General features: G+C 69.3%; 21 protein-coding genes. 11 read left to right on the forward strand and 10 right to left on the reverse strand.

Features of this window, described 5'->3' with window-relative positions; all coding sequences use genetic code 11:
* The first annotated feature begins 59 nt into the window (after nucleotides 1-59).
* From Sp245p_RS17080 to Sp245p_RS17115, 8 genes are all read left to right on the forward strand, one after another.
* Nucleotides 60-1391 carry an ABC transporter substrate-binding protein gene (locus Sp245p_RS17080; RefSeq protein ID WP_014197360.1) on the forward strand — a complete coding sequence of 444 codons (1332 nt, stop codon included), beginning with the start codon at nucleotides 60-62 and terminating at the stop codon, nucleotides 1389-1391.
* A gap of 166 nt (nucleotides 1392-1557) precedes the next feature.
* Nucleotides 1558-2481 carry an ABC transporter permease gene (locus tag Sp245p_RS17085; protein WP_014197362.1) on the forward strand — a complete coding sequence of 308 codons (924 nt, stop codon included), beginning with the start codon at nucleotides 1558-1560 and terminating at the stop codon, nucleotides 2479-2481.
* Nucleotides 2482-2484: 3 nt separating this feature from the next.
* Nucleotides 2485-3324, forward strand: a complete 840-nt coding sequence (locus tag Sp245p_RS17090; RefSeq protein ID WP_014197363.1) for an ABC transporter permease — start codon at nucleotides 2485-2487, stop codon at nucleotides 3322-3324.
* Nucleotides 3325-3341: 17 nt separating this feature from the next.
* On the forward strand, nucleotides 3342-4088 hold the full coding sequence (locus Sp245p_RS17095) for an aspartate/glutamate racemase family protein (protein ID WP_014197364.1): 747 nt from the start codon (nucleotides 3342-3344) through the stop codon (nucleotides 4086-4088).
* A 14-nt stretch (nucleotides 4089-4102) separates the two neighbouring features.
* Nucleotides 4103-4945 (forward strand): GNAT family N-acetyltransferase, encoded by an 843-nt coding sequence (locus tag Sp245p_RS17100; protein WP_014197365.1) that lies wholly within the window; start codon nucleotides 4103-4105, stop codon nucleotides 4943-4945.
* A 130-nt stretch (nucleotides 4946-5075) separates the two neighbouring features.
* The gene (locus tag Sp245p_RS17105; RefSeq protein ID WP_014197366.1) at nucleotides 5076-5453 is read left to right on the forward strand and encodes an RcnB family protein; all 378 of its coding nucleotides are present in this window, start codon (nucleotides 5076-5078) and stop codon (nucleotides 5451-5453) included.
* A gap of 103 nt (nucleotides 5454-5556) precedes the next feature.
* Complete coding sequence (locus Sp245p_RS17110) at nucleotides 5557-7515, forward strand: O-linked N-acetylglucosamine transferase, SPINDLY family protein (RefSeq protein WP_014197367.1); 1959 nt, start codon at nucleotides 5557-5559, stop codon at nucleotides 7513-7515.
* 109 nt (nucleotides 7516-7624) lie between these two features.
* On the forward strand, nucleotides 7625-7882 hold the full coding sequence (locus tag Sp245p_RS17115; RefSeq protein ID WP_014197368.1) for a hypothetical protein: 258 nt from the start codon (nucleotides 7625-7627) through the stop codon (nucleotides 7880-7882).
* Here the strand turns inward: Sp245p_RS17115 and Sp245p_RS17120 are convergent.
* From Sp245p_RS17120 to Sp245p_RS17165, 10 genes are all read right to left on the reverse strand, one after another.
* Entirely contained in the window at nucleotides 7852-8823 is a 972-nt protein-coding gene (locus tag Sp245p_RS17120; protein ID WP_052584368.1) for a response regulator, read from the reverse strand. The genes Sp245p_RS17115 and Sp245p_RS17120 overlap by 31 nt on opposite strands.
* 359 nt (nucleotides 8824-9182) lie before the next feature.
* Nucleotides 9183-9899 (reverse strand): response regulator transcription factor, encoded by a 717-nt coding sequence (locus tag Sp245p_RS17125; protein ID WP_244439454.1) that lies wholly within the window; start codon nucleotides 9897-9899, stop codon nucleotides 9183-9185.
* An 82-nt stretch (nucleotides 9900-9981) separates the two neighbouring features.
* A complete protein-coding gene (locus Sp245p_RS17130) occupies nucleotides 9982-12873 on the reverse strand; it encodes a response regulator (RefSeq protein ID WP_014197372.1) in 2892 nt (963 codons plus the stop codon).
* A gap of 434 nt (nucleotides 12874-13307) precedes the next feature.
* Nucleotides 13308-14069 (reverse strand): hypothetical protein, encoded by a 762-nt coding sequence (locus Sp245p_RS17135; protein ID WP_014197374.1) that lies wholly within the window; start codon nucleotides 14067-14069, stop codon nucleotides 13308-13310.
* 148 nt (nucleotides 14070-14217) lie between these two features.
* The gene (locus tag Sp245p_RS17140; protein ID WP_014197375.1) at nucleotides 14218-14991 is read right to left on the reverse strand and encodes a hypothetical protein; all 774 of its coding nucleotides are present in this window, start codon (nucleotides 14989-14991) and stop codon (nucleotides 14218-14220) included.
* A 21-nt stretch (nucleotides 14992-15012) separates the two neighbouring features.
* Nucleotides 15013-16266, reverse strand: a complete 1254-nt coding sequence (locus Sp245p_RS17145) for an ATP-grasp domain-containing protein (RefSeq protein ID WP_109138702.1) — start codon at nucleotides 16264-16266, stop codon at nucleotides 15013-15015.
* Nucleotides 16263-17048: a GNAT family N-acetyltransferase gene (locus tag Sp245p_RS17150; protein WP_109138703.1), complete on the reverse strand. Its 786-nt coding sequence runs from the start codon at nucleotides 17046-17048 to the stop codon at nucleotides 16263-16265. The genes Sp245p_RS17145 and Sp245p_RS17150 overlap by 4 nt, the downstream gene beginning before the upstream one ends.
* A 1-nt stretch (nucleotide 17049) precedes the next feature.
* The gene (locus Sp245p_RS17155; RefSeq protein WP_014197377.1) at nucleotides 17050-18102 is read right to left on the reverse strand and encodes an ABC transporter substrate binding protein; all 1053 of its coding nucleotides are present in this window, start codon (nucleotides 18100-18102) and stop codon (nucleotides 17050-17052) included.
* Nucleotides 18099-20075: an MFS transporter gene (locus Sp245p_RS17160; protein ID WP_014197378.1), complete on the reverse strand. Its 1977-nt coding sequence runs from the start codon at nucleotides 20073-20075 to the stop codon at nucleotides 18099-18101. Before Sp245p_RS17160 ends, Sp245p_RS17155 begins: the two co-directional genes overlap by 4 nt.
* Entirely contained in the window at nucleotides 20072-20923 is an 852-nt protein-coding gene (locus tag Sp245p_RS17165) for a hypothetical protein (protein WP_186466507.1), read from the reverse strand. The genes Sp245p_RS17160 and Sp245p_RS17165 overlap by 4 nt, the downstream gene beginning before the upstream one ends.
* A 368-nt stretch (nucleotides 20924-21291) precedes the next feature.
* Between Sp245p_RS17165 and Sp245p_RS17170 the strand changes: the two genes are divergently transcribed.
* The 3 genes from Sp245p_RS17170 to dprA all read left to right on the forward strand — a co-directional run bounded on the left by Sp245p_RS17170 (nucleotide 21292) and on the right by dprA (nucleotide 24791).
* Complete coding sequence (locus Sp245p_RS17170) at nucleotides 21292-22257, forward strand: response regulator transcription factor (RefSeq protein WP_246119788.1); 966 nt, start codon at nucleotides 21292-21294, stop codon at nucleotides 22255-22257.
* Between the two features lie 148 nt (nucleotides 22258-22405).
* The gene (locus tag Sp245p_RS17175) at nucleotides 22406-23584 is read left to right on the forward strand and encodes a helix-turn-helix domain-containing protein (RefSeq protein ID WP_014197381.1); all 1179 of its coding nucleotides are present in this window, start codon (nucleotides 22406-22408) and stop codon (nucleotides 23582-23584) included.
* Nucleotides 23585-23669: 85 nt separating this feature from the next.
* Nucleotides 23670-24791, forward strand: a complete 1122-nt coding sequence (dprA, locus tag Sp245p_RS17180) for a DNA-processing protein DprA (protein WP_014197382.1) — start codon at nucleotides 23670-23672, stop codon at nucleotides 24789-24791.
* Nucleotides 24792-24807 lie beyond the last annotated feature (16 nt).

Genomic DNA, 24807 nt, shown 5'->3' on the forward strand with positions numbered 1-24807 from the left:
TCCCGACCCAATCCCCAGTTCCAATCCCCAAAGAACCGACCATACTGGAGGCACAGAGCATGACCGAGACGCGCACCGGCTCGCCCCTTTCCGCCGGGACCACCACGGGCGAGACCACCACGGGCGTCAGCCGCCGCACGCTGCTGAAGGGCACCGCCGCCGCCGCGGGTGTCGCCATCGGGTCGGGGGCGATCACCGGCTTCCCCACCATCTGGGCGCAGAACATCAAGAACGTCACGCTGCGCCAGTTCGGCACCGGCGTGTCGAACCTGAACGCCGTCGCCGACAAGGTGAAGGAGGACCTGGGCTTCACACTGCAGATGACCGCGCTCGACAGTGACGCGGTAGCCCAGCGCGCGGTGACCCAGCCGAAGTCCTACGACATCGCCGACATCGAATACTGGATCTGCAAAAAGGTCTTCCCGGCCGGCGTGATGCAGCCGATGGACGTTTCCAAGATCAAGAACTTCGACAAGATCGTCCCGATCTTCGTCAACGGCAAGCTGACCCCGGAGAGCGCCGTCGCCCAGGGCACCGCCCCGCACACCGTCGGCTTCGTCGAAGGCAAGGACAGCATCAAGTTCGCCAAGTCGGCCACCCAGTGGATGACGCTGATCCCGACCATCTACAACGCCGACACGCTGGGCATCCGCCCCGATCTGGTCGGCCGCCCGATCACCAGCTGGACGGACCTGCTCGACCCGGCCTTCAAGGGCAAGGCGTCGATCCTGAACATCCCCTCCATCGGCATCATGGACGCCGCCATGGTCTGCGAGGCCATGGGCGAGGTGAAGTACGGCGACAAGGGCAACATGACCAAGGAGGAGATCGACAAGACCCTCAAGATCATGACCGACGCCAAGAAGGCCGGCCAGTTCCGCGCCTTCTGGAAGACCTTCGACGAGAGCGTCAACCTGATGTCGTCGGGCGAGGTCATCATCCAGTCGATGTGGTCGCCGGCCGTGGCCGCCGTGCGTGCCAAGGGCATCCAGTGCGTCTACCAGCCGCTGAAGGAAGGCTACCGTGCCTGGGGCGGCGGCCTCGGCATCGCCAAGCATCTGAGCGGGTTGGAGCTGGAAGCCGCCTATGAATACATCAACTGGTACCTGTCGGGCTGGGTCGGCGCCTATCTGAACCGCCAGGGCTATTACTCCGCCGTGCTCGACACCGCGAAGGAGCACATGTCGCCGGACGAGTGGGCCTTCTGGATGGAGGGCCAGCCGGCCAAGACCGACATCCTCAGCCCCGAAGGCAAGGTGATGGAGAAGGCCGGTGCCGTGCGCGACGGCGGGTCGTTCCAGGACCGCATGGGCCGCGTCGCCTGCTGGAACGCGGTGATGGACGAGGACCGCTACATGGTCCGCAAGTGGAACGAGTTCGTCGCGGCGTAACCTCGGCCCGCTTGCCCCCACCCTCCCGCTTCGCGGGTCCCTCCCTCCCCCGCTCTCGCAGGGGAGGGAGCATCAAATTCCCTCCCCCGCCCAGCGGGGGAGGGTCAGGGTGGGGGCAAGACTCTCCCATACCACGCACTCCCCCACGGCACCGGACCCCTCCGCCATGACCGTCTCCGCCGTCCCATCCGAAGCGTCCAGCGCGTCCGCGGCTCCGCGGGGCGGCGGGGTGCGCCGTTCCATGCTGCGCCGGGTCGCACCCTATCTCCAGGCCGGGCCGCTGGCGCTGACGCTGCTGGTCTTCCTGCTGATCCCCATCCTGACCATCGTCGCGGTCAGCTTCTGGGACTACGACAGCATCCGCATCTACCCGGACTTCGTGCTGACCAATTACGAGGAGCTGCTGACCTCGCCGGTCACCTGGAAGACCTACCTGAACACGGTGAAGTTCGCGGCGCTGACCTGGGTCATCACGCTGCTGATCGGATTCACGGTCGCCTATTTCCTGGCCTTCCACGTCCAGTCCACGACATGGCAGATGGTGCTGTTCCTGGTCTGCACGATCCCCTTCTGGACCTCCAACATCATCCGCATGATCTCGTGGATTCCCTTCCTCGGGCGCAACGGGCTGCTGAATTCCGGGCTGATCTCCGCCGGGCTGATCGACCAGCCGCTGGAGTTCCTGCTGTTCTCGGACTTCGCGGTGGTGCTGGCCTTCGTGCACCTCTACGCGCTGTTCATGGTGGTGCCGATCTTCAATTCGATGATGCGCATCGACCGCGCCCTGGTCGAGGCGGCGCGCGACGGCGGCGCCAGCGCGGCGCAGGTGGTGTGGAACGTCATCCTGCCGCTGGCCAAGCCGGGCATCGCCATCGGCTCCATCTTCGTGGTCACGCTGGTGATGGGCGACTTCATCACCGTCCGGCTGATGAGCGGCGGGCAGAGCGCCTCCATCGGGCTGATGATCGCCAACGAGATTTCGCTGCTCCAATACCCCGCCGCCGCGGCGAACGCGGTCGTGCTGCTGGCCGTCGTCCTCATCATGGTCGTGGCGATGCTGCGCATCGTCGACATCCGCAAGGAGCTGTAAGCGATGACCGGCACCGGCACCCGGCGCGGCCTGTCCTTCTACCTGCTCGCCGCCTTCTTTGGGCTGTTCGTCCTGTTCCTCTACGGGCCGATCGCCACCATCACCATCCTGTCCTTCCAGGGGCCGGATGGTGGGTTGACCTTCCCGATGAACGGCGTCTCCCTCCACTGGTTCAAGAACCTGTTCGAGCAGCAGGCGGTCGGCGACTTCGGCGGCTCCTTCCGCCGCTCCATCGCGCTGGGGCTGACGGTGATGGTGCTGACGGTGCTGTTCTCGCTGCTCGCCGGCTTCGCCTTCCGCCGCCGCTTCCTGGGCAGCGGGGCGCTGTTCTATCTGGCGGTGGCGAGCCTGATCGTGCCGTCGATCCTGGTCAGCCTGGGCATCGGCCTGCTCTTCAACATCCTGGGGATCGAGCCGACCTGGTACGGATCGGCGCTCGGCGCGCATCTCACCTGGACTCTGCCCTTCGGCCTGCTGATCGTCTTCGCCATCTTCAACCGCTTCAACCCGGCCTACGAGGAGGCGGCGCGCGACCTCGGCGCCACGCCCTGGCAAACGGTGCGCCATGTGGTGCTGCCGATCCTGCTGCCCAGCCTGATCGGCGTCGGGCTGTTCGGCTTCACCCTGTCCTACGACGAGTTCGCGCGCACGCTGATGACCGCGGGGTCCTTCAACACCCTGCCGCTGGAGATCTACGGCATGACCACCAACGTCACGACGCCGGTGCTCTACGCGCTGGGCACGCTGACGACGCTGTTCTCCTTCACGGTGATCGGCCTGTTCCTCGCCGGGGTGATGATCCTGCGCCGCCACCGGCTGCGGCGGACCGGCGCGGTCGTTTGAAAAGCAGAGAACCAACCATGCGCATCCTGGTCGTCAACCCGAACACCACCGCCTCTATGACCGAGAAGGCCGGGGCCGCTGCCCGCGCCGTCGCGGCGCCGGGAACGGAGATCATCGCCGCCAACCCCGCCATGGGCCCCGCCAGCATCGAGGGCTATTACGATGAGGCGTTGGCCGTCCCCGGCCTGCTGGAGGTGATCGCCGCCCACGGCCGCGCCGCGCCGGGCATCGACGGCGTCGTGATCGCCTGCTTCGACGACGTCGGGCTGGACGCCGCGCGCTGCCTGTCCGCCGTCCCGGTGGTCGGCATCTGCGAGGCGGCGATGAAGACCGCCACCCTGCTCGGCGGGCGGTTCAGCGTGGTCACCACCATGCCGCGCTCCATCCCGGCGCTGGAGCATCTGGCGGAGCGCTACGGCGTGGCCGGGCGCTGCCGGGTGCGCGCCGCCGGCGTGCCGGTGCTGGCGCTGGAGGACCCGACGTCGGGCGCCGTGGAGCGGGTGCGCGACACCATCCGCCAAGCCATCGCGGAGGACGGCGCGGAGAGCGTCGTTCTGGGCTGCGCCGGCATGGCCGATCTGGCGCGCGCCCTGACCGCGGAGATGGGCGTGCCGGTGGTGGACGGCGTGACGGCGGCGGTGAAGCTGGTGGAGGGGCTGGCCGTGCTGGGCTTGCGCACCGGCAAGACCGGCGGTTACGCTTTCCCCCTGCCCAAACCCTACGCCGGGGACATGGCGCGCTTCGCCCCCGCCCCGCAGCCCTGAACCGGAGGGACGCCATGGAAGGCTACCGCGTGCGCGTGATGAGCCGGGCCGAGTTGGATCTGGCCGTGGACTGGGCGCGGGCGGAGGGCTGGAATCCCGGCCTGCACGACGCCGGGGCCTTCCACGCCGTGGACCCCGAAGGCTTCCTGATCGGGGAGTTGGACGGCGAGCCGGCGGCCTGCATCTCCGTCGTCCGCTATCCTGAGAACTTCGGCTTCCTCGGCTTCTACATCGTGCGGCCCGGGATGCGCGGGCGCGGCCTCGGCTGGGATCTCTGGCAAGCCGGGCTGAGGCATTTGGAGGGCTGCACCATCGGACTGGACGGGGTGGTGGCGCAGCAGGACAATTACCGCAAGTCCGGCTTCGCGCTGGCCCACCGCAACATCCGCTACGGCGGCGCGCCGCCCGCCGGGACCTCCTCCGCCGCGGCGTTGGTGGACGCGCGGGCGGTGCCCTTCGACCGGCTGCTGGACTGGGACCGCGCGCTGTTCCCGGCGCCGCGCGCCGGCTTCCTGTCCAACTGGATCACGCTGCCCGGCGCCTCCGCGTTGGCCGCCGTGATCGACGGGGCGTTGCGCGGCTTCGGGGTGATCCGCCCCTGCCACACCGGCAGCAAGATCGGCCCGCTCTACGCCGCCGACCGCGGCACGGCGCGTGATCTGGCATTGGCGCTGGCCGCCACGGCGGGCGATGGTCCGATTTTCCTCGACGCACCGGAGGTCAACCGCGATGCCGTCCTGCTGGCGGAGGAGTTGGGCCTGAGCCCGCAATTCGAAACCGCCCGCATGTATCTCGGGCCCGCCCCGGCCATCGACACCGCGCGCCTGTTCGGCGTGACGACCTTCGAACTGGGCTGAAGACGGGCAAGCGTTACCGTAACAGTCCGTTACCAAACAGGGGGCCGCCGGACACACGCCGGCAACAGGGCGCGCGCAGCATCGGGACATCGGGATCACGATCCCGGCCTGATGAAAAGAGGGACACCCCATGTCGCGCATCCTGATCGCCGCCATGACCACCGCCCTGACCGCCGCCACTGTGCTGGTCGGACTGGGCACCCAGGACGCCTCCGCCGCCGGCTGGGGACCGGATCGTCACGAACCGCCGCGGATGGAACGTGACCATCGCGGTCCCGACTCTCATCGCCCGCCGCCGCCGGTCCACCGTGCGGCACGATACTGGAAACCCGGCGACCGCCTGCCCACCGCCTACGCGTCGCGGCGCTACGTCATCGCCACGCCGGTCGCTTATCACCTGAACCGGCCGCCGCGCGGCCATCACTGGGTCCGCGCCGGGTCGGACGCCGTTCTGGTGGCGTCCCGCTCGGGAATCATGGTCCGGATCGTCCCCGGCCTGTTCCGCTGAGACCATCGCCTTCCCTCATGGACGTGACATGGCCGGGCGGTCTACTCTCCCCCGAGTTGCACCGCCCTTTCCCGCGATGCCCGCTTCTCAAGATGGACGCTCCATGACGGACAGCCGCAGCCCCCGGCCCTCGCTCACCGATGCCCTGACCCTGCACAACGACGGCCGCGGCGACGAGGCGGAGCGGACGTACCGCCAGATCCTGAAGCGTGAGCCGCGAAACGCCGACGCCTGGCATCTGCTGGGCGTGCTGCAGTCCGAACGGGGGGATCACGACGCCGGCATCGCCAGCATCCGCACCGCCCTGTCCATCCGGGAAGCGCTGGAGTACCATCTGAATCTCGCTTCCGCCCTGCTGGATTCGGGCCGTGTGGACGAGGCCCTGGGCGCCCTGATGGCGGCGCTGCGCCTCGAACCGGACCGGGCGGACATCCATTTCCGACTGGGCAACCTGTTTCGCCTTCAGCGGCGGCCCAACGAAAGCGTCGCCGCCTACCGCCAGGCCATCGCGCTCCAGCCCGGCTTCGTGGAGGCGCTGAACAACCTCGGCTCCCTGTTCCTTGAGGTCGGGCAGACCGACGCCGCCGTCGCCGCCTTCACCGACGCCATCCAGGCGGCGCCGGCCAACGCCCAGTCCCACGGCAACCTCGGCTACGCGCTGGACCTGCAGGACCGGCTGGGCGAGGCGGCGGCGGCCCACCGCGTCGCCCTGGCCTTCCAGCCCGATTTCGCCCTGGCTTGGTCCAACCTCGGCAACGTCCTGAAGGGGCAAGGGCATCTGGAGCAGGCCATCGCGGCCTACCGCTCGGCGCTGACGCACCGTCCCGATTTCCCGATGGCGCACAGCAACGTCCTGATGGCCCAGCATTACCTGCCGGAGTGCGGAAACGCCGATTTTCTTGCCGCCGCACGCGACTGGGCCGAACGAGGCGGCGGCGAACTCCCGGTCGCCGCTCCGGTCGTCCGCGACGACCAGCCCCGTCCGCTGCGCATCGGCTACGTCTCCAGCGACTTCAACAGCCATCCTGTCGGCTATTTCCTGGAAAGCGTCCTGAGGGCGCACGACCGCAAGGCGGTCACCGCTTACGGTTACGCCAACAACGGCCGCACCGACGACGTGACGGAAAGCCTCCGCGCCGCCGCCGACGGATGGCGCCCGATCGTCGGGATGGGCGACGCGGCGGTGGCCGACCTGATCCGGCGGGACGGCATCGACATTCTCGTCGACCTGTCCGGCCACACCGGGAACAACCGCCTGACCCTGTTCGCCCGGCGGCCCGCCCCCGTCCAGGTGAGCTGGCTGGGTTACTTTGGGACGACCGGCCTGCCGGCCATGGACTGGATCATCGCCGACCGCCACGTCCTTCCGCCAGGGGAGGAGCGGTTCTTCACCGAGAAGGTCTGGCGCCTTCCCGAGAGTTATCTGTGCTTCACCCCGCCGGCGGAAGAGGTGGCGGTCGGGCCGCTTCCGGCGCTCAGCGGCGGATCGGTCACGCTCGGCGCCTTCCACAACCGGGCCAAGATCACCCGTCCGACCGTCGCGCTGTGGGCGCAGGTTCTGACCGCCCTGCCGCAAGCCCGCCTGCTCCTGAAATCGCGGGAGTTTGCCGATTACGGCGTGCGTCAGCGCCTGCGCGACCAGTTCGCCGCGCACGGCATCGCGCCGAATCGCCTGCGCATGGAAGGGAAAACGCCGCGGGCGGACTATTTCAACAGCCTCAACCGCATTGACCTCGCGCTGTCCCCTTTCCCCTTCGGCGGCGGTACGACGACGGCCGAGAGCCTGTGGATGGGCGTGCCGGTGGTGACCCTGCGCGGCGACCGCTGGGCGGGGCGGATCGGGGTCAGCTTCCTGGAAACGCTGGGCCTCGCCGAGCAATTGGTGGCGGACAGCCCGGAGGACTACGTCGCCAAGACCGCCGCCCTCGTCGGCGACCTTGAGGCACTGGCCGCCCTGCGCGCCGGCCTGCGGGAGCGCGTGCGTCAATCACCTTTGTGCGACGCGCCGGCCTTCGCCCGGTCGCTGGAGGAGGCCTATCGGTCGATGTGGCGCGAACCGTAAGGGGGCCGCGGGCGTGCCAAAGGAAGTCCTTCCGATACGCCCTGGCACAACGGCGCCGAACATGCGTTGAAAGGACCGACGACGCAGCGGAAGCGAGGCCGAGACGCCGATGATGAAGGATCCCAAACAGATCGCCCGGGTTGCCCTGCAATCGGCCCGCGTCAATGTGGAGGTCTACGAGGCCTGCGGCCTGATCGACACGCCGTCGGCCCACGGCCTGCGCTACAAGATCGCCGTGCAGGCCAGCGACGTGAACGGCGACGAGTGCCGTTTTCCCTCCTGCGCCTGCCCCTGGCCGGACTGTTCCCGACAGGCGGAGGCCGGAGCGGCGGACGATCAGCCCAGCGGGCCAACCGTCTCCACGTAACGCTCCATGGCGGCGACGCCCTCTTCGGTCAGCTCGATGAAGACGCGGCGGCCGTCCTTGTCGTCGGCGATGCGCCGGACCAGCCCGCGCTCGTGCAGGTCGGTGATGCGGCGCAGCGCCGTGGTCTGAGCCACGCCGGACGCGATGCACAAGGACGACACGGAAATCCGTCGCCCCTGGAGATGGTTGATCATCAGGTCCAACAGCATGTCCCAGCAGGGGTCCTCGAACAGGCCCTTGGGGAAGAACTTCTCGCGGGCGGCGCGCTTGCGCCGGATCGCCGTCAGGATGCCCAGGCTGTCCGGCGCGCCGCCTTCGGCCACCACGTCGCAAGCGGGTTGAGCCGCGGGAGTGATTGCCGGAAGCGAGGTTGCCGGAAGCGAGGGTGCTGGAGCGGTCGCCGCGCGTTGGGCCGCGACGAAGGGCATCACGCGGGCCGCCGCGGCCTCTCCGCGCAAGGCGCGCACCGTCTCGACCAGCGCCAGCCCGTGGCGGTAGGCCTGTTCCAGCGCGTCGTCATGACTGCCCAACGACACCGGTGGCCGATCCGGGACTGACGATCCGACGCCCTCCCCGCCGCTGAGGACACGGGCGAGCGCGCGCTCGATCTGCGTCTCATCCTCCGGGTCGGTCACCACGTCGGCGGCGTCGAGCCGCAAGGCGCGCACCACGTCGTCCGCCTCGGGGTTGCGGGCGAAGAGGATGCAGGCGAGGCCGCGGTGGGTGCGGTGCAGCCGCTCCATCAGCGCCAGCCCGTCGAACCAGGGCGACCCGCCGTCCACGAAGACGACGCCGACGCTGCGGTCCACATCGAGCAGGCCCAGAGCCGAGATCACGTCGCGCGTGTCCTGCACCCGGTGGCCGAGCCGCAGGGCGCAGTCGCGGATCCCGGCGATGGCCGCGCTGTCGTTTCCGATGATCAGAATGGAGGGCGCCGCCACACAACTCGGTGCTGAGTAACCCGTCGCCGTCTGACTGGCCGCCGTTTGACTGGCCGCCGTTTGACCAGCCGCCAAGTGACCAGTCAGCGTGAAGCGCTCCGCCGAACGCGAAACCAGGGACCGTTGCATGCCGCTCTCACCCGCATCAGATCGCGCGCCGGTTGGCCGGCGGCGGTGTCAGGCCCGGCGCGGCGACCCGATGCGGCGAAACCCTCCGCCACCTCCAGGTACCCGCTTGGAACCGTCAATCATTCGTTGGGTGATGTATAGCATTACCCCGTTCGAACGCGTATCAACGGCCGTTGATACTTTTCCATCGGAGTAACGTGCGGTTTATTATTGCATATTAATCATTATCGTCAAGATTCGTCAGATTCCAATGCATAACCGACCCCACGGACGGTAACAATCGGCGAGGCCGCGCCATCGTCCAGCCGCATCTTGCGACGCAGCCGGGTGATCAGTGTGTCCACCGTATGCTCGCTGATGGAACGCGGGTCGCGGTTGCTGATCACGTCCAACAGATATTCGCGGCTGACCGGGTTGGGCCGCATGGCCGCCAACGCCGCCAGGATGTTGAACTCCCCCGTCGTCAAAGCGAGGTAGGAACCGTCGGGACGGAACAGCGCGCGGCGCACCAGATCCAGGCGCCAGCCCCGGAAGGTCAGCGGCGCGTCGGGCGATGGCACCGCGACGCTTTCGACGGGCGCGGGCGGATTCGGAGACGCCCCGGAACGGCGCAGCAGATTGCGGATGCGGATCAGCAATTCCAGCAAGTCGACCGGCTTGGTCACATAGTCGCCGCCGTGGGAAAGACCGGCGATGCGGTCGGTCGGGCTGTCGCGACCGGTCACGAAGATCAACGGAACGGTTTCCCCCAGCCGCAGCCGCTCGGCCAGGGCCAACCCGTCGCAATCCGGCAGGTTGATGTCCAGCAGCACAAGGTCCGGCCGGTCCTGCGCAATGCGCTCCGTCAGTTCCGCCCCGTTCGCGGCCCGCAGCACCCGCAACCCCTGGTGTTCCAGATAGGTGGCGATCAAATCCTGCGTTTCGGGAGAATCCTCGACCACCAGCACGGTCCGCCCGACCAGCTCCGATCCGACGCTCATGCCGCCCTGCCCGCCGCTGCCGTTCCCCTCGCAACAATCCCAGTCGCCGTCATGTCAGCCCCGCCTCCCCCTTTTCGATGGCGTGCAGGGCGGCGTGAAGCCGGTCCCGCAGCGCCGCCGCGTCCCCCTGCATGGAAGCGGCCCCCCCGCTCCCGCTTTCGACGGCCTGCGCCGTCCGCTCCAGCGCCCGCGCCGCGGCGCTCACCTCCGGAAAGCCATAGGTGCCGCCGCTGCCCTTCATGCGGTGGGCCGCGTCGACGACCCGCCGGGGCGGCGAGTCCGCATCGTCGAGAACCGCCAGCACGTCCCGGCAGGCCTGTGCGAAGCGGTCCATCAGCCGCGCCCGGTCGGCGGTCGACAGCCCGCCGGTGGCGGGTCCTGCGGTGAGCGCCCCCCCCTGAACCGCCAAAGGTGGAGCGGGCGCGCAGGAACCGGATGGCGCGTGGCGGGCGAGCGCGTCCTGGAGCGCGTCGGGGTCCACCGGCTTCGCCACCACCTCGTCCACGCCGGCCTCCAAATAGTCCGCCCGGTCTTCCGGCGAGCTGTTGGCGGTCACCGCGATCACCGGCACCAGCGCCCGCTCGGCGTCCGGCAACGCGCGGATGCGCCGCGTCACCTCCACCCCGTCGATGCCCGGCAGCCGCATGTCGAGCAGGACGACGTCCACAGCCCTGGTTGCCAGAACCGTCAGGGCCTCCTCCCCGCTCTCCACATAGACGGCGCGGTGGCCGCCGGGCGCCAGATACTCGCGAAGGATGGCCTGGTTCTCGGGCGCGTCCTCCACCACCAGGATGTCCAGGCTCCCCGGCACCGGCATGGGAGCGGAGCGGCCCGGCGACGGATCGGCCACCGGCAACGGGCGGGTCGGCAGCGAGACCGTGAAAAGGGAGCCGCCGCCCGCCCGGCCTTCCAGGCAGACGTCGCCGCCCATCAGCCGGACAAGTCCGTTGACGATGGCGAGACCCAGGCCGGCGCCGTCACGGCGGTTGCCTTCCAGGCGGGTTCCTTCCAGGCGATGAAAGGGCTCGAAGATGATGGCCTGCGCCGCCCGCGGCACGCCGGGCCCGCTGTCCGCCACGGTCAGGCACAGAACGACCGTCCCGCCGGCCGCATCCGACGGCGCCGGCTTCGCGGTCAGCGACACCTCCACCCCGCCAGATTCGGTGAATTTCACGGCGTTGCTCAGCAGGTTCAGAACGATCTGGCGCAAGCGTAATGGATCGATCCAAAAACGCGCGGCCCCCAGCCCGCTGACCGTCAGGGACAGGGCGAGCCCCTTCTCCTCGGCGCCCGCGCGCATCAGCGCCACGGCGTCCTCGACCAGCGCGACCACGTCGGTGGGCTGGGGGTGCAGTTCCATCCGGCCCGCCTCCAGCCGCGACAGATCGAGGATGGTGTCGAGCATGGAGACGAGATGCCGACCCGCCCCGTCCGCGACCCGCAGCCGCTCGTCCATCTGGTCGGTCGGTCCCTCGCGGCGGATCACCCGCACCATGCCCAAGACGGCGTTCAGCGGGGTCCGGACCTCGTGGCTGAGGTTGGCGAGGAAGCGTTCCAGCGTCGCGGACTTGTCGGACAGGGCGCGGGTGCGCTCGGCGATCTGGCGCTCCAGTCCCTCGTTGAGGGCGGCCAGTTCCTGCGACAGCCGGCGTTCGTTGAGGAAGGCCGTTTCCACCCGCCGCCCCAGCACCAGCGCGTGGCTGAACAGGAACAGCAGCGCGCCGTAGGGAACGAGGTCGATGCTCTCGAAGAAATGCGCGTACATCAGCGCGTCGTGCACCACCGACCCCAGGAAGGCCAGCGCCCCCGCCCCCAGCAGGAGCGCGCCGGAATGGCGGCGCAGAGCGGCCACGGCGAGACGCCACGCGAAGTACAGGGCCGACAGCACCAGCAGCAGGCTCGCCACGTCGCGCATCCGGGTGAATTGCGCCGGCTCGGTCACGAGCACCAGGAACATGCCGGGCACGGCCACCGCCATCATGGCGCGCCCCACCCCGCGATGCAGGCATCCGGGAAACAGCTCGCGCAGCAGGTGGAAGTAGATCGGGTAGAACATGTAGATCGGCAGATATTCCAGCCGATAGGCCCAGACCTCCGACACGCCGGGAAAGAAGACGCGCAGCAATTCGCTGGTGCAGATCAGCCGCATGGCGCAGGCGGCCAGCAGCATGACCAGGAACAGCGGGGCCGCCGACAGGCGCCGGCGCAGGAAGGCGCCGATGAACAGCGCCATCAGGGACAACGACATCAACGCCCCGGCGTTGGTCATCAGCTGCCGCTGCCACAACCGCGACAGCCCGCCGTTGGCGTCGAGATAGATCGTGCGCCCGATCCCGCCCTCGAAATGGAAGTGGTTGGACACCTCCACCGCCAGTTCGATCACCCGCTGTCCGCCATGCAGCGTGACGAAGCGCGAGACGGAGGAGGACTGCTCCTGCGCGGCGGCCAGGGCCGGAACGCCGGCGGCGGCGACCGAGCGGCCGTCGACCCACACCCGCATGGCGGAATTGACCGGCGGCATCTTCAGCGTCAGCGGCGGCATGCCGGGCGGCAACAGGATCTTCAGGCGGAAGGTGGCGGCGCCAAACCCGTCCATCTTCCGACCGCCCGGGCGCTCGGCGCCGTTCCAGATCGCCGGCAGGGCGAAGGGGGTCCAGAGCGCCCCATCCGGCTCCGGCAAGGGATTCAGGGTTTCCTCGCCGGCCAGACGGTCCCAGGACACCAGCCATTCGCCGTCCAGCGACACCGGCCCGTCGAGGTCGGCGTACCAGCCGCGCAGGTCGAGCACGCCGCGTTCCGCCTGCGGCAGGGCGGTGGCCAGGGCCGGAACGCTGCCCGGAGCGGTGCAAAGAAAAGCGAGGAGCAGAACCGCGCCCAGCCGTCGGGCGGCACAAGCAAAAATGGCGGTTACGGACGGCATGACGGCAGGCGGCAGTGGCACCGGGGCACAGTTCCTTCGACAGGCGCATGGTACAGGCCGCGGCCCGACCCGCAGGTCGAATGGCGCCCAGCCAATCCCATCATGAGAGGTATCGCAAAACGGCCGTTGCTGAAATACCGATGCACCCAGGCATTTAAAGCCGAAACCCCATGAAACCGAAACCGGCCACGCTGCGAAGTATAATCGGCCATCGGCGCAACAACGACTCAGAAATTCGCAACAAGCTTCATCAATCGTAAATCCTATAGAAAATGTGGCTTTAACCTCTCAATCGAGGATATAGCCCATACTTGGCGCAGACCACCGAACGTGGCGATTTCAACAGAGATCGCTAATAGGCAGAGCGCCCGGAACCGCCCGATCACAGGCGAATTTCCGGACGCTTCCAACCCTTGCAGCCGATGGCACCCGATGGGCCGTGGCGCTGAACGCGGTCAGGCCATCGCCTTCATCTGCTTGTCCATGCGGGCGAGCACGGCCATCACCTCCTTGCAGCGGCTCTTCACGTCCTCGTCGGTCTCCGGGATGCCATCCTGGGAGGAGATGTTGCGCCAATCCTTCAGGAAAGCCTTGAGTTCCGGCATCTTCGGCAGCTGGGTGCCGACGCCGCGGATGTCCTCCTTCCACAGGTCCTGGTAATCGCTCACCGTCTTCGCCGTCTTCAGCTTCTTCGCCAGGGACAGCATGTATTTTTCGAGAATCTCCCGCCCCTTGGCGCGCACCTTGTCGGCCTTCTCGATGGCGTCCTTCATGCCCTCGTAGTCATCGACGATCTTGTCGCCGAGCGAGGACTGGTTGAAGGCGACGAAGAGCTGATCGGCGGTCTTGGCCACCTTCTCCGCGTGGGCGGCGGAGTCCTTCGGGATCAGCTTGTTCGACTTGAACCTCTTCGCCGTCGCCTCGGCCAGATCGCGGAGCTTCTGGAGCTGGGTGCGCAGCGGCTCGACCGAGCGCTTGTACTCCGCCCGCGCCTCGTCCAGCAGCGAGTCGAGATCGTCCAGCGTGGCGTTGCTGGGGGCGTTCACCGACACGCTCAGCTTCTTCCAGTCGATGGCGCCGTGCGCCTTGTCCACCGCCTTCATCGCGTCGCCGACGCCGGTCTTGCCGGCGATCTTGGCGATGGCGCCCTTCTTCTTGTCCCAGTCCTTCTGGGTCAGGATGTCCGGGATGTCGATGCGCTTCAGGGGACCACCCATGTCTCATCTCCTCCGCTTAACCAAACATTCACCCTATCGGTCCGCATGGTAGGAGGCGGGCGCGCCCCTCGGAATCGGCGATTGCTCCTCTCCCACCACTACCGGAACCGAATGGGTCCAAAACGGCGGCTTCGCTCCCCGCCTCGTTTCAGCGGCCGCTCACCAGCTGCACCACGCCCTTGCAGACGGTGGCGAACTCCTTGATGAGGTCGGTGATCTGGCGGGCGGTGTAGTCGGGCGGCACGCGCATCGGCGGCCCGTCGCCTCCCGACCCGGCCCATGGGGCGAGCTTGCGGCGGTAGAAGTCCGGATCGGCGCGCAGCCCGTCCAGCGCCTTCGCCGCGGCGAGCTGGGTGGCGAGATCGCGGGCCAGCGCCGGGAACAGCTCGTTGTAGGTGTCCGGCGTTGGCTTGGCGCGCACCTTGGCGACCCCGGCGGCGGCCCGGGCCAGCGCGCCGTTTATGTTCGCCTCCCACCGCTTCTGCGCGCGCTCCGACGAGGCGGCGTCCTTCTCGGCCTGGGCGGCCTGCGCTTTGAAGCGGTCGGCATCCGCGCCGATGTCCGCCTCCAACTCGGCGAGGTCCTTGGCGAGCGCCTTCATCGCCCGCTCGCAGGCCGCCGCCGCGGCCTTGTCGCCACGGCTCGCCGTATCCTCGTCCAGGGCCTTGTCGAGCGCAGCCAGATAGGCCTTGCGCGCCTTCGCGGCGTCCTTCCCGGCGGCAACGAGATCCTTCGCGGCCTCGTCACCGGCGGTGGCGGCGCGGTGGACGGAGTCGCCGGCTTTCAGCGCCTTGACCAGCGCGACATCGCCGTTCAGCGCGGCGGCGACCGCCTTGGCGTCCTTCGGCCGATGCTTCGCCGTTGCAGCCTCGAAGCGCTTGCGGGCCGCGGCCCAGCGCTGCTCGTAAGGGACATGCGCCATCGCCGCCCGCCCGCTCCGACGCTACGCGACGGTCGGCTGGAGGCGATCCTCCAGGGAGCGGATGGCGGCCCAGTCGCGCTCGAAGACGGCGCGGTCCGGATGCGCCAAGTAGATTTTCGCCAGCACCTGCGTCAGATCGAGCGTCGGCACCACCTCGTCCCCAACCCGTGGCACGAGGCCATAGCCGCGCACACTGGCCATCCCGTCCAGAATGGAGAGGTCCGGCAACGCCTCCACCCGGCCCGACACCAGCATCGGCAGATAGAGGACCATCGCGTCGGCCTGGAACCGGTAATGGCCGTCGAGCAGCGGCCCGACCGCCGCCGCCCCGTCGAAGGCATCGACCAGCAGATCGACCTGATCGTGCCCGGTGCCCGCCGCGATGCCGGTGGTGGAGCCGGCCGGCCCCATGGCACGCGCCGCGATTTCCACCAGCGCCGGCCCGCGGGCGGTCATCCGCACCTCGGCATGGCCGGCGCCGTCGGTGATCTCCAGCGCGTCGAGGACCCGGCGGATGTAGGCCATCAGCGCCTGCGCCACCGGCTCCTCCGGCGGCAGCAGACGGTAATAGTCGTAGACGAAGGGCGACCCGTTCAGCGCCCGCTTGGCCGACAGCAGCACGTCGCAGACATAGTGGCGCCCGCCGCGGCTGACCGTGTTGACGACGTATTCGAGCCCGTCGAGATAGGTCTGCACCAGCACCCGCTCGTTGGCCGAGCCGCAGAAGTCGCGGCTGCCCAGGATGGCGTCGACGGCGGCGCGGAGCTGCGCGGGGGTGTCGCAGAAATAGACATGGTCGGTGGAGGCGCTGGCCATCGGCTTCGCCACCACGGGCCAGCCCGCCTGCGCCGCCCACTCAACCGCCTCCGCGGCGCCGGTCGCCATGGTCTGGCGGGCGGTCAGCAGGCCGGCGGCGGCCAGCCGCTCGATCATCATGAACTTGTTGCGGCGCGCGGCGGTCAGCTTCGGGCTGTTGCCCGGCGTGCCAAGGACGGCGCCCAGCGCGTCGGTCAGTTCCACCGCGGACTCGTTGCCCGGCAGGATGAAGGCCGGGGCCAGCGGGCGCAGCGTCCTCGCCAGCGCGTCGAGGTCGCCGTCGTGGAGGATGTGCGCCGCGAAGTCGTCGGGCTGGTAGCTGCGCAGCAGCGACGGGGCGAGGTCGGGGCGGCTCTGCACCGCGACCACCTCGTAGCCCCGCGCGCGCAGGCGCGGCGCCAGAAGGATGCCGGTGGAATAGGGGTCGATGACGACCGCCGTCTTGAGCGGAGGGCTCATGACGTGACCTCCAGCGCGGTGTCCCGCGGCAGCGGTTGGGGAGCCTCCTGCGGGCGCGCGTAGGTGACCAGAGGCACGGGACCGTCCAACTCCACCGACCGCCCGACCCAGCCGGCCTCGATCACTGCCCTTTGCTCGTCCAACTCCGGCACGGCGAAGACGCGCTCGCTGCCCGGCACCCAGGTGGGCGGCGCCGCGCCCAGATCACGGTGCAGCAGGTAGCGCAGCCGGCCGCTGGCGTGCATGACCAGCACCCGCCGCACCAGGAAGCCGCCGGCCAGCAGGTTCGACAGGCTGCGCGGGTTGGACAGGGCGACACGCGAGAACAGGTGCGGGCGCCCAGCCCCCAGCGCGTGGAGCGTGCGCAGCGTCACCAGCAGCCGTTGCAGCCCGTTGCCGCGGAAGTCCGGATGGACCATGCAGCTCGCCATGTGGGCGGTGGCGGTCACGGCGGGACGGGCGTGCGGCAGGTCGTCCACGAAGGCTGGCATGCCCGGCTGCGGCAGGCCCAGGATGGCGCAGCCGATCAGCCGCCCCTCGGCCTCCAGCCCCAGCGTCACGCCGCGCTCGCCCAGATGCAGCCCGGCGAACTCCGGCGTTTCGGGGAAATAGGCATCGATGTCCGGCAGCTGCCCGAAGATGTAGCCGCGGAACGCCTCCAGCGCCGGCAGGTCGGCGGGGCCGAGGAAGCGGATGCGGTAGGGAACGCAGACCGGCTCGCCGCGCCGGACGCGCAGCATGCCCGTGTGGACCGTCTGTTCGGGGGATAAGAGGACCGTCATGTCAGGCGTCCTGGACGATTTCGGCGATGTTGAGCAGGCGCATCGGCGGGTAGAGGTCCAGTTGCTTGGCCGCCCCGATGCGCAGCAGCAGGGAGAAGCGGTTCAGCGTCTCCACCGGAATGCCGTCGGCGGGCTTGGCCCCGGTCAGGATCTCCACCGCCTTCAGCCCGGCGAAGCGCCCGACGTTGACGGCCGGGCTGACCAGCCCCATCAGCAGGTTGGCCCGGCGGATCGGGAGTTCGGTGGAGCAGAAGGTGGCCAGCCGGTGGGCCAGCGCCTGCTCCGCCACCACCGCGTTGTTGTTGGAGGCGACCAGCGTGTCCGGCCCGATGTAGACCAGCTCCGATCCGGCGCGCGCCGCGTCGGCGATCAGGTCGGGGATGGCGGCGGCGACCGGCGCGCCGGAGGCGTCGCGCGGCAGCGCGGCGTCGTGGATCTCCACCCCCTGGCGGGCGGCCTCCTCCTTCAGATCGCGCACGGCGACGACCATGTTGTCCTCGGCCGGGTTGTAGACCGCGGCGATCTTCTTCCAGCGCCGGTAGGACAGCATCGTCTTCATCTGCACCGCGACCGGAGCGATGTGCCGCGTGCCGGTGACCGCCCGCCCCGGACGGTCGAGCGCGCGCACCACCCGCGAGGCCACCGGGTCGGTGACCGAGGTGAAGACCACCGGCACGTCGGTCAGGAAGCGCGACGGGTCCGGATCGTCGTAGCGCCCGACCGTTCCCAACGTCAGCGGGGTGAAGACCGTCACCACCAGATCGGGCTTGGACGCCCGGATCTCCGGCAGCAGCGCCGGCATGGCGGAGGCCTGCGGCACCTCGCGCACCTCCACCGTGGCGGACAGGCCGCTCGACGCGATGAAGTCGCGCAGGCCCAGCACGTCGCCCACATCCTTGCGCGGGGTCAGCACGACGATGCGCGCCGGCTTGGCGGCGGTGAAGGTCCTGGCCGTCGGACCGAAGGATGGCTGCGCAAGGGCCGGGACGCCGCCCGCGGCCAGCGCTCCGGCGGTGAGGGCTCCCGTCAGGACGGTGCGGCGGGACAGGCTCATGCGGGGGTCCTCTGCGGGAAATCGGCGGGCGGGCGCGGGCGGAACAGGGCGCTCAGCAGCAACTGCACGGCGACGCAGGCCGCCAGCACCGCGCCGATGCCCTTCAACGCCCCGGCGTAGCCGTAATGGGCCAGGAACAGTCCGGCCAGGAAGGGCGCGACGACGGAGCCCAGCCGCTCGATCAGGCGGAACATGCCGATCACCGTGGTCTCGCCCAGCGCCGCCCGCTCCTTGACGCAGACGTCGGCGAGCATGGCGAGCTGCGGCGCGCCGAGCATGGCGTGCGCCACCCCCAGCAGGGCGACGCCGGCCAGAGCCGTGCCGAGCGACCCCGGCATCGACAGCACCCAGGCCGCTCCGGCGGCGACCAGCCCGCCCGCCACCAGGAAGCCGATGCGCTGGCCCGAGCGGTCCGACAGCTTCGCGGCCATCGGCGACACCACGATCATCAGCAGCCAGTAGAGCAGCAGCACGCGCCCGATCCAGGACTGGCTGACCCCCTGGTCGTCCAGCGCCAGCGGCAGCAGGAAGAACAGCAGGGCCGTCAGCCCCAGCTTGGCCGGGACCGCGCTGAAGACGGCCAGCCCGACGAAGCGCGGGTTGCGCAGGCACAGTACGGCGTCGGCCAGACGCAGGCCGCGGCTGGATTTGGCCTGGGCCGCGCGCACCCGCGGCAGCACCTGCCACGCCATGAAGGCGGCCAGCAGCGCCAGCCCGGCGGAGATCAGGAAGGTCGTGCGGAAGCCCACCTGCCCGGCGATCACGCCGCCGATGGCCGGGCCGCAGACGCCGGCGCTGAGGATGCCGCCGGCGTACATGGCGATGGCCTGGGCGCGCTGCTTGGGGTCGGTGGCATCGATGACGAAGCCCTGAGCGGCGATGAAGACGCTGGCGTAGCCGATGGCGGTCAGGCAGCGCGCGACGATGAGCTGGATGAGGTCGGTGGCGAGGCCGGAGCCGACCAGACCGACGAAGGACAGCAGCGCCCCGCCGAGGAACACGGCGCGCCGCCCGCGCCGTTCCGACACGCTGCCGGCGATCGGCTGGCTGACCGCCCAGAGCAGCATGAACAGGGCGATCGGCGCGCCGATGACCATCTCCATCGACAGGCCGGGCACCGGCTCGAACAGCTGCTTGATGTAGACGGACAGGAAGGTGCGGGTCAGCTCCTCCGCCAGGGAAAAGATGAAGATGGCGAAGCGCAGCTCCACCACCCGCTGCATCATGCCGATCTTGGTCATGGCCTGCTCGGAGGCGGTCATGTCGGCCTTGTGCTGCACGCTGTCCAGCGCCCAGTCGACGGCGCGCGACAGCTCGCCCACCTCGTCGCGGTTGCGCAGGGCGACGCGCACGCCGAGATGCCCGTCCGCGGCCTGCTTCATCACCGCCGTCACCCGGCGCAGCGGCGCCGCGACGGAGGAGCCGACGACCAGCAGCAGAATCTCGATGTTGAGCAGGATGGCGACGATCAGCACGGAGCCGAGGTCGAACACCACCTCGTTCATGGCGGAGCGGACATAGCCGGAATCGACGCCGACATGCAGCCGCGCCTCCCCGTCGCCCTCCAGCGGCAGGACGGTGTCGAGGAATTGCGGGGCCTCGCCCTCCGGCGCGGCGTCGGCCACGGTCAGGCGGCTGCCGGACCGCGCTTCCTCGGTCCCGGAGAAGGCATAAAGGCGCCCGCCGATCTCCAGCGCCAGATACTTGACGTCCGGGTTGGCGGCCAGCGCGTCGGACAGCAGCTCGTCCACCCCGACCAGCTTGTCCAGCTCGAAGCCCAGCGCCACCGCGCGGTCGATCTGCGCCACCACATAGGACCCGACGACCTCGGCCTTGCGGGCCAGTTCCGGCTCGATCAGCGGGCGGAACAGCGTGTTGACGTGGTTGGTCTGGACGGCGAGGCTGACCAGCATCAGGACGGACACGACGCCCGTCAGCATCCAGTTCAGGCGGCGGATGAAGGACAGCTTCATGGCGTGACTCCCGCCGGGCGCGCGGCTTCCGCCGCCGGACCGGCGGGCTGGGGATGGTCCTCCTCCGCGCCGTGCTGCTGCTGTTCCAGGATGCGGTCGGCGAAGTCCTTCAGGCCAGGGGCGAAGGCCACCAGCTCCGGGGTCAGGTTGGGCGGCTCCCCCATGCCCAGCTGGTTGATGCTGACGGTCATCTCGCGCAGCCGCCGCTGGATCGGGCGCAGCAGCAGCCAGACCGCGACCATGGTGACGAGAAGCCCGGTCACCAGATTGATGCCGCCGGACAGCAGAAGGTCCGGGATGGTGCCGCGGATGCCCGCCTGCACCTCGCCCAGCGAATAGGTCAGGGCGACGCCGCCGGCGACACCGCCGAAGGCGTTGCGGATGCCGAGCAGAAGCGCCTGGCTGTCGCCATTGGCGATGGCCGCCACCCGGTCGGACTTGCCGTCCCGGGCGAAGGCCGCCTTCCAGCCGGCGGGGATCGCGCCCGCCGGCCCGCCGTGACCCGCCACCCGGCCCGCCGCCGCCAGCACCTCGCCCGTGTCGGTGAACAGGACCAGACCGGTGATCCGGTCGTCCCGCGCCATCGCGCGCTGGATCAGCGCGTCGAGATTGCGCAGGGCGGTGATCGACACGCCGAGGCTGACGGCGCCTTCGACCTCCCCCGCCAGCCCGCGCAGGGCGACGGTGAAGCGAGACGCCACGGTGTCCTCCACCATGCGCTCCATCTTCAGATAGGAGAGCGCCGCGGTGGAGAGCAGCGCGAAACAGAGCGCCACCTGCAGCAGCAAAATGATCTTGGTCGTCAGGGTCAGGCGCATGGGTCCGGTGCCGGCAAGGGGTGCGGCCACCTTACGCGCATCGCCCGCACCGCCGTTTCCGAGACGGGTCCAGTCTGGAGAAGACCCCGGCGACATGGCTCCGCTCCGGCCCGACCCCTCCCGACGCGCACCTTTGCCCACCGCACCGCAACCGGGAAGGGCAATCCGTTGAATTTGACTTATCAAATCAAGAATAGACGACGACGCACTTCCGCCGTCTTATGCCATTCCGCCTAATCCATCGAATTTTTGCGGAATTTTGAGACATTTATCGATCGCTCTATTTTGGACCATGATTGCATCCATGATGGTTTGCTTTGCGTGGTAATCCTTAAGCACAGCATTCCATGCACCCAACGGGGGGAAGGGCTTCGATGCGGATCGAGTTGGAGCGACCCTTGGCATGGCCGGTGCGCCCGGTCCAAACCAGCGCCGGCCTTCATGTTTCGGCGACGTCCATCCTGATCGCCTGCGCGGATCGCGCGCTGGGCATCGGCATGCACGACGCCTTCGAACGCAACGGCCACCGCATCCACGTGACCCACGACCCCATCGCAGCGCTCGACACGCTGGAGACGGACGGCAGCATCGGCATCGTGGCGGTGGAACTGGCCCTGCCCCATTTCGACGGGCTGGCACTGGTCGAGCGGATGCGCAAGAGCGTGCAGCGGCATCTCCAGGTCATCGTCGTCGCGCCGAACGCCACGGCGGCGGACGTCGTCCGCGCCATGCATCTGCGCGCGGCGGATTTCGTCAGCGACCCGCAGGACGGCAGCCAGCTTCACGGCGCGCTCGCCCGCGCTTTGGCCGCCCATCAAGCGGCGGCCCCGCTGCCCGCACCGCCCCCGCCCGCCGGCAACGGCGAGTTGCATGGGGCGCTGGAGGACGCCTACCGCCACGGGCTCGCCCTCATCGAAGCGGTGAAGGCGCTGCGCGAGGGCCAGCCGACGCCGGCCGCTCCGGTCGCCGTCCCCGCTCCCGCCACGCCATCGTCCACGCCATCGTCCACGCCCACCGCGGCGGGGGAGAACCGGCGGCTGGCGGTGTTGAGGACGCTCCAGCAATCCCGCGTCGCCCGCGACAAGTACTTCCCGAAGGGGCTGTTCGAGGACCCGTGCTGGGACATGCTGCTTGACCTGATGGCCAACCATCTGCGCGGGCGGCGGATTTCCGTGTCGTCGCTGTGCATGGCCTCCGGCGTGGCCCAGACCACGGCGCTGCGGCGGATCACCGAGTTGCACGACCGCGGGCTGGTCCGGCGCATCGCCGACGACAAGGACGGCCGCCGCGTCTTCATCGAACTGACCGAGCAGGGGATCGCCGCCCTGTCCGGCTATGTCGAGCACATCCAGGAACTGACCTGACCGGGCCGGACCGGCGCGAATTGGCCCGGTCCGGCGGGTTTCCCGCCCAGACTGCTTCAACCGGGACCCGTCCCGGATCGACAGCGCACCCCGAACGCGGCCAACATCGCGTTAAGGAACGCCCTGCGCGCAGGACGGCGGAGACCCGATGGCCGACCAGAAACTGAAGGATGTGATCGTCGTCGCGACCCCCACAGAGGGGATCGGCCCGACATCCTCCCTGCCCACGCGCCCGGCGACGCCCAGCGAGGAGCCGGATCGCCAGCGCATGGCCGAACGGCTGCGCGCCCAGGGCTGGAGCTACCGCCGCATCGCGGAGGAGTTGCAAGTCTCCTACATCCTGGTGTCGCGCTGGCTGGGGGGCGACGGCGCCACCCCCGGCGGTCCGCGCACACTGCCCGCCGCCGCCGCGCCCTCCCCTCCGCCACCGGCACCCGGCGGGACGCGGACGACCAAGGCCACCAAGGCCGCGAAGACGACCGCCAGCGCGGCCGCGGCCGCGGCCGACGATGACGTTCTGGCGCTCCAGTTCCGCGCCTTCGAGCAGTATGTGCGCGAGGTCATCGACGCGATGGAGACGCGGCACGAGTCGCTTCTCCAGCGCCAGGAGGAACTGATCCAGGCGCTCGACACGGAACGCGCCGCCGCCCGCGTGCGGGAGGAGGAGTTGCTCGCCACACTCGACCAGGAGCGCCAGCGCTGGAGCGAGGCCGAGGACCGCTTCCGCGAGGAGCTAGAGCGCTTCAAGGCGGAAATACGCCGCGGCCAAAGCGCGGCGAGCGCGGTCGCCGTTGCCGCCACGACCCTCGGCGGTGGCGACGAGGATGAGGAGGAAGAATCCTCGGATTTCTCCGCCTTCAGCTTCGACGACGACGATGAGGACGAGGCCAAGGACGACGAAGCGGGCGGGAGTGACGCCAGCGCCTTCAACTTCGATGACGACGAGGACGAGGACGGCGGCGATCCCTTCAGCTTCGACACCGACGACGCGGAGGAGAAGACCGAAGACGAAACGGCCGAAGCGACCGACTCGGCTGACAGCGCCGACGACGACGGCGACCCCTTCAGCTTCGACGATGACGAAACGGAGGAAACGGCCGAGGTCGCCCCCGCCAAGACGGATGCGGAACCGGACGAGGACCCGTTCTCCTTCAACACCGACGACGATCCGGACGAGCCCAAGGCCGAAAGCGAGCCGGACGGAACCGCAAAAGCCGACGCCGAGGACGATCCCTTCTCCTTTGACGACGAGCCGGAACCGGAACCGGCACCCGAACCGGAGGCTCCGCCGAAGAAGAAGGGACTCTTCGGCTTCTGGCGCAAGTAACCACCATGTCGGGTCCGTGAGAAGAGCGCCGGCGCACACGTTTGCGTGTTGATCGCGCCCCGATGCCGGTTGTATGAATTGGCGCATGACTCAACCGCGCCGCACCCTGTCCGCCGCCGAGCGGTTCGACTGGCTCCGACTCATTCGAACCGAGAATGTCGGGCCGATCACCTTCCACCGCCTGCTGGAACGGTTCGGCAGCGCCGGCGCCGCGCTGGAGGCGCTGCCCGACCTTGCCAGGCGCGGCGGGCGGACCAAGCCGCTGCGCATCGCGGCGAAGGCGGACATAGACCGCGAACTGGCCGCCAACGACCGCATCGGCGCCCGCCTGATCTGCTCCTGCGAGCCCGACTATCCGGAAGCCATGGCGGCGCTGGACGACGCGCCCCCGGCGGTGTCGGTCCTCGGCCATCCGCATCTGCTGCAACGGCGCGCGGTGGCTCTGGTCGGGGCGCGCAACGCCTCGATGAACGGCAAGAAATTCGCCGAACGGCTGGCGCGGGAACTGGGGGAGGCCGGGCTGCTGGTCGTCTCCGGGCTGGCGCGCGGGATCGACACGGCGGCCCACGCCGGGGCGCTCGGCAGCGGAACCGCGGCGGTGGTGGCGGGCGGCGCCGACGTCGTCTATCCGCCGGAGAACGAAAAACTCTACCGCGACATAGTGCAGCAGGGCGTGATCGTGGCCGAAAGCCCGGTCGGCACCACGCCGCAGGCCCGCCATTTCCCGCGCCGCAACCGGCTGATCTCCGGCCTGTCGCTGGGGGTTCTGGTGGTGGAGGCGGCGCTGCGCTCCGGCTCTCTCATCACCGCGCGCATGGCGCTGGAACAGGGGCGGGAGGTGATGGCGGTTCCCGGCTCACCGCTCGACCCGCGCTGTCAGGGCACCAACAATCTTCTGCGTCAGGGGGCGGCCTTGGTGGAAGGGGTGGACGACGTGCTGCGGGCGCTGAACAACCTGTCGCCGCCGACCCTGCGGGAGCGCCAGGGCGACCTGTTCGCCCAGGTCCGCCCCGCCGTTCCGTCCGAAGCGGACCTTGAATCGGCGCGCGCCGTCATCCTGGAAAACCTCGGTCACACACCGGTTGCCATTGACGAACTCGTCCGCGGGTGCCAATTGTCCGCTCCGGTGGTGTTGACCGTGGTGCTGGAACTTGAGCTTGCGGGCCGTGTCCAGCGCCAGCCTGGGAATCAGGTGAACCTGATCTGATCCCGATCCGCACCGC

Source organism: Azospirillum baldaniorum, from assembly GCF_003119195.2.
GTDB classification, from domain to species: Bacteria; Pseudomonadota; Alphaproteobacteria; order Azospirillales; family Azospirillaceae; genus Azospirillum; species Azospirillum baldaniorum.